We start from the raw sequence: 2,023 nt of genomic DNA, 5'->3' as shown, positions 1-2,023 counted from the left end.
TGCGGAAGGTTCTGCAAAAGCCTGAGAGGCTGGAGCGGTCATGGTAAGTCCGGTGATTGCGAAGATCACCGCTCATAGAGGAGCTTGGACCCGCCATGACCGTGACGAAGATTAGGACGGACGTCTCTGCAGTCAAAGAGTTGTTGAGGTCGGACAAGGAGTTCCTGAAGCCGCTGATCCAGGGTGCGGTGCAGGAAATTCTCGAAGCCGAGATGACGGAGACGCTGGGTGCGGAGAAAGGAGAGCGCGGCGAGGGACGGCTTGGCTATCGCTCCGGCTACTATCCCCGCTCGCTGATCACCCGGGTCGGCAAGATCGAGCTGAAGGTGCCGCAGGACCGTCAGGGGCGGTTCTCGACCGAGCTGTTCGAGCGCTACCAGCGCTCGGAGAAGGCGCTGGTAGCGGCCTTGGCCGAGATGTACGTGCAAGGCGTCTCGACGCGGAAGGTCAAGCAAGTCACCGAAGAACTTGTGGGCATGCGTTCTCGGCCTCGGCGATCAGCGCCATCAACAAACGGCTGGATGCGTCGCTGAAGGCGTTTTGCGAGCGCAAGCTCAAGGAGCCATTCCCCTATCTGATCCTGGATGCGCGCTATGAGCGGGTGCGCGAGGACGGCATCATTGCGAGAGGTCGACGACGATTGCCTGCTCGAGCTCCGCTGGATGTACGACCGGCGCGATCTTGGCGAGGTGCGGCGCGATCTGGCGGCATGGCTTGCCAAATGGGGCGGCAAATACCCCAAGCTCACCGGCTGGGTGGAGGACAACATCGAGGAGACGCTCGCCTACTGCCGTCTGCCACTGATGCACCGCAAGCACATGAAGTCGACCAACATGCTGGAGCGCCTCAACGAGGAGATCCGGCGGCGCACCTACGTGGTGCGAATCTTCCCCAATGCCGAGAGCTGCCTAAGGCTGGTGCGGGCGCTGACCGTCGAGCGCCACGAAGCCTGGCTCGAGGACCATCGCTATCTGAACATGGATCTCTTGAAGGAGCACAAGAAGGAGACACTACGCCGGGCGGCCTGACGATGCTCAGGCCCACCAAGGGGATGGGCCACCCCTCTCCGCCGCCGTCGCTCGCCAGCGCTGCGCTTTGGGCGAGCGACGGCGGCTCCGAGGGGATGGCTTGGCCGGACCCCATGATCAATTTTGCTGAACTTGACGCACAGAACTCGCTTTTACGCCATGCCTTCCTAGAGGGGGCATTCTCGCCAGTGTTTTCCGACGGGAGTGTTAGCTACAGAGACGGGATATAGTTGGTGATTGAATGAAGCGATCCTAATGGAACCTTTGGACCGGGTCGCGATCCGCAACTGCATCTATCGGTACTGCCGCTGCATGGCCCGGGCCAGCAAGGCCATGCTGCGCCGCTCCTATTGACCCCACCCAATAGATCGGCATGGCATCTATTCCGGGCCTGCGGAGGGCTCCCGCCTCCCGGCGCGAGAAGTGCTCAAAAGCCGCGCCCGCAATATCCACCAGTTCGGCCAATTATTGATAGAACTCGTCGGCCCGACGCGGAGCGCTGTGCGACGTGCTTCCTTGTCATGCAGCGCGGCGGCAAGGATGGGCGCGTGCGGCAGTTCCGATCGGTCGACGCTGTTGCGGCCTGTTCGACAAGCGCGGCGGGGAGTGGCGCATTGAGCATTGTGGTGTTCGACTGGGCCGAGGAGCAGTCGTTGCAGCCTCAAACCGAGGCCGCGCGCTGTGGCCGGCGCCTGCTGACTGGAGCGCAGCCGTCCGACGATCCGATTTGCGAAACTCCGGCCGCCGCCCTCGATCGCCGTATGTAGGATCCGCGTGCTCGCTCGTGTCAGGTCCGCGCACATCATCGCGCAAAGTTGAGTCTGACGTCCTTGAAATCGGGGATTGGTTCTTCAATTGCTCAATCGACATGATGCCTCCAGCAACATGCCTCAAGCAACCTTCAGCGTTTCGCCGCCGATCTCGCGGTTGCAGGGGCAGAGCTCGTCGGTCTGCAGAGCATCCAACACGCGCAGCGTGTCCTTCGGGTTTCCGTC

At 62.0% G+C, this 2,023-nt stretch carries 1 protein-coding gene and 2 pseudogenes; 2 read left to right on the top strand and 1 reads right to left on the bottom strand.

The genetic code is table 11. The annotated features are described in order from the left end of the window. Nucleotides 1-95: 95 nt before the first annotated feature. Together CWO89_RS43605 and CWO89_RS46645 are read left to right on the top strand one after the other, a co-directional pair. Nucleotides 96-1,028, top strand: a pseudogene (locus tag CWO89_RS43605) (transposase). Between the two features lie 614 nt (nt 1,029-1,642). Further along, a complete protein-coding gene (locus CWO89_RS46645) occupies nt 1,643-1,795 on the top strand; it encodes a hypothetical protein (RefSeq protein ID WP_165421597.1) in 153 nt (50 codons plus the stop codon). 123 nt (nt 1,796-1,918) lie between these two features. Here CWO89_RS46645 and CWO89_RS43600 read toward each other — a convergent pair. Next, nucleotides 1,919-2,023, bottom strand: a pseudogene (locus tag CWO89_RS43600) (peroxiredoxin); the annotation flags it as partial.

The sequence above is a fragment of the Bradyrhizobium sp. Leo170 genome (assembly GCF_004296405.1).
Lineage (GTDB): Bacteria > Pseudomonadota > Alphaproteobacteria > Rhizobiales > Xanthobacteraceae > Bradyrhizobium.
The sequence above is the reverse complement of the archived record's forward strand: the minus strand, read 5'-3'. Positions and strand labels throughout refer to the sequence as shown.